This is a genomic window from Micrococcus sp. HMSC31B01, from assembly GCF_001816085.1.
Lineage (GTDB): Bacteria > Actinomycetota > Actinomycetes > Actinomycetales > Micrococcaceae > Micrococcus > Micrococcus luteus.
In genome coordinates this window covers 1-3,239 of record NZ_KV825194.1, presented here as the reverse complement: position 1 = coordinate 3,239, position 3,239 = coordinate 1, and the positions used below count along the sequence as shown (strand labels likewise).

Genomic DNA, 3,239 nt, shown 5'->3' with positions numbered 1-3,239 from the left:
AGCGCCGCGAACAGGGGCGCGGTGAGGTGCTCGGAGAGGTGGAGCACCCCACCCGGGCCGCCGGCGGGCGCCGTGTGGGCGACCATCATCGCGACCAGGGCCAGGCCGCGCGCGACGTCCACCCAGACCAGGCGGCCCCGGGCGGTGTGGGTGGCGGCGGGAGCGTGGGAGGAGGGGGCGGGCACGGCGACCTCCGAGGTGGGGGACTCAGTCCAGGACGCGGGTGAGGTCGGCGTCCTCGTAGCGGACCGGCTTCGAGCCGGTGACGAGCTTGTGGCCGAGCCACAGCGCGAGGAACAGGGGCAGGCCGATGTACGCGCTGGCCACGGCCACGAGGTCCACGTCGCCCATGAACGCCTGGTAGTTCTGGCCGAGGATCACGACGGCGCACATGACCAGCGCGACGATCGGGCCCAGGGGGAACAGGAAGGCGCGGTAGGGCAGGTCCTTCGGGTCGTGGCCCTGCGCGACGTAGGCCCGCCGGAACCGGTAGTGGCTCCAGGCGATGCCCATCCACACGATGAACCCGGCCAGGCCCGAGGCGGAGACGAGCCACACGTAGGCGGCGCCGTCCCCGATGAACGTGGTCAGGAAGCACGCCGCGCCCACCGCGGTGGTGGCGTAGAGGGCGTTCATGGGCACGCCGCGCCGGTTCACCTTCGCCAGGAAGCGCGGGGCCTTGCCGGAGTCGGCCAGGGCCCAGAGCATGCGGGTGGAGGCGTACAGGCCCGAGTTGCCCGCGGAGAGGATGGCCGTGAGGATCACGGCGTTCATCACGGAGGCGGCGGCGAGCACGCCCGCGTTCTCGAAGACGAGCGTGAACGGGGAGATCGAGATGTCCTCGACGTCGCTGCCCAGCAGGTGGGGGCTGGTGTAGGGGATGAGGAAGCCGACGACGGTGATTGCGCCGACGTAGAAGAGCAGGATGCGCACGAACACGGTGCGGATCGCCTTGGGCACGTTCTTCTCCGGGTCCTCGGCCTCGCCCGCGGCCACGCCGACCAGCTCGGTGCCCTGGAAGGAGAAGCCGGCCACCATGAAGATCGCCAGGATGCCGGCGCCGCCGCCCACGAAGGGGGCCTCGCCGTCCGTCCAGTTGTGGAAGCCGGGGGAGGAGCCGCCGAGGATGCCGACGATCATCAGGACGCCGAGCACCAGGAAGATCACCACCGTGGCGACCTTGATGAGCGAGAACCAGAACTCGCTCTCGCCGTAGGCGCGCGTGGAGAGGGCGTTGAGGCCGAAGAGCAGCGCGAGGAAGATCGCGGACCAGATCCACGAGGGCACGTCCGGGAGCCAGTACCGCATGATCAGGGCCGCCGCGACGAGCTCGGCGGCCACCGTGATCGCCCAGTTGTACCAGTAGTTCCAGCCGATGGCGAAGCCGAACGAGGGGCTCACGAAGCGGGTCGAGTACTCCTCGAACGCGCCGGAGACCGGCAGGTACGTGGACATCTCGCCGAGCGACTGCATCAGCAGGAACACCATGAAGCCGATGGCCACATAGGCCACGAGGGCGCCACCGGGGCCGGCGGTCGCGATGGTGTTGCCCGAGGCCACGAACAGGCCCGTGCCGATGGCGCCGCCCATCGCGATCATCGTCAGGTGCCGGGACTTGAGGGTGCGTTGCAGGGAGCCGCCCTCATGGGTGGCGTGGGCGGCGGAGGCGGCCGGCGTCGACGGGGACGTCCGGGGTGCGCTGGTGTCCACGGTGGCCTTTCGGTGGAGGAGCGGTCGGACGCGCGTCGAAGGCCGCGGCGTCCCACCCTGCTGCACGGTGGTAGAAGGGTATCCCGGCCGGGCGCGTCCGTCAGACGGCGGGGACGAGTTCGGCGCGCAGCGCCGCCGTGAACGCGTCCACGTCCTCCTCGGTCGTGTCGAAGCCGCACACCCAGCGCACCTCGCGGCGCGCCGCGTCCCAGTCGTAGAACCGGAAGCGGGCGCGCAGCCGGTCGGCCACGCCCTCGGGCAGGACGGCGAACACGGCGTTGGCGTCCGTGGCCTGCGTGAACTCGACGCCGGCCAGCGAGCCGTCGGCGACCCCCGCCTCGATGCCGGCGCGCAGCCGGGCGGCCATGGCGTTGGCGTGGCGGGCGGAGCGCAGGTACAGGTCGCCGTCGAACAGGGCGAGCAGCTGCGCCGAGATGAAGCGCATCTTCGAGGCCAGCTGCATCTGGTTCTTGCGCAGGTACACGAGGCCGTCCGCGGCGTCCGGGTCGAGCACGACGACGGCCTCGGCCAGCAGCGCCCCGTTCTTGGTGCCGCCGAGGGAGAGCACGTCCACGCCGACGTCGGTGGTGAAGGCGCGCAGCGGCAGGCCCAGGGAGGCCGCGGCATTGGCGATGCGGGCGCCGTCCATGTAGACGCGCATCCCGTGCTCGTGGGCGTAGTCCGTGATGGCCTTGACCTCGTCCGGGGTGTAGACCGTGCCGAGCTCGGTGGACTGGGTGAGGTAGACGACCAGGGGCTGGGCGCGGTGCTCGTCACCCCAGCCCCAGGCCTCGGCGGCGATCAGCTCGGGGGTGAGCTTGCCGTCGTCGGTGGCCACGGGCAGCAGCTTGATGCCGGCGGACTTCTCGGGCGCGCCGCCCTCGTCCACGTGGATGTGCGCGGTGTCCGCGCAGATCACCGCGCCCCAGCGGGGCAGCATGGCCTGGAGCCCGACGACGTTCGCCCCGGTCCCGTTGAACATCGGCCACGCGGTGGCGTCCTTGCCGAAGTGCTGGGCCACGACCTCCTGAAGACGCGCCGTGTACACGTCCTCGCCGTAGGCGACCTGGTGGCCCCCGTTGGCCTCGGCGATCGCCGCGAGCACCTCCGGGTGGACGCCGGAGTAGTTGTCCGAGGCGAAGCCCCGCTCCTGCGGATCGTGGATCCTCTGCATGTCAGTCCGTTCCCTTCTCCTGGAGCGTGAGGACGGCGTCGTTCAGCGCGCCCGCCTCAGCCTTCCACAGTCGCGCGTACTCCTCGGCCAGCCGTTCCTCGAGCCCGGCGAGGGACTTCACGCGGAACACGACGGCCGCCGAGCGCAGCGGCGCCTCCGCGTCCCGGGCGGCCTTGGCCCAGCCCTGCGCGACCGCGCGGGTCCATGCCTCGCTCGCCGCCTTCACCGCGGCGTAGTTCGCGCCGCCGGCGAGCGGCCGGGTCACCGCCGTGGACGAGACGATCGCGAGGCGACCGGCGGACGAGGCCCGCAGGTCGTCGTCGAGGGCCCGGCTCACGTGCCGCAGCGCCGTGAA

At 71.8% G+C, this 3,239-nt stretch carries 3 protein-coding genes and 1 pseudogene; all 4 read right to left on the bottom strand.

Going from position 1 to position 3,239, the window contains the following annotated elements:
- A pseudogene (locus HMPREF3105_RS07940) lies at positions 1-185 on the bottom strand (hypothetical protein); the annotation flags it as partial.
- 22 nt (positions 186-207) lie between these two features.
- Positions 208-1,710 (bottom strand): amino acid permease, encoded by a 1,503-nt coding sequence (locus HMPREF3105_RS07935; RefSeq protein WP_036316542.1) that lies wholly within the window; start codon positions 1,708-1,710, stop codon positions 208-210.
- Between the two features lie 100 nt (positions 1,711-1,810).
- Positions 1,811-2,884, bottom strand: coding sequence for a threonine aldolase family protein (locus HMPREF3105_RS07930; protein ID WP_044659853.1), 1,074 nt, complete (start codon positions 2,882-2,884; stop codon positions 1,811-1,813).
- 1 nt (position 2,885) lies between these two features.
- On the bottom strand, positions 2,886-3,239 hold a 354-nt coding region (locus HMPREF3105_RS07925; protein ID WP_141762467.1), incomplete at its 5' end, for an SDR family NAD(P)-dependent oxidoreductase.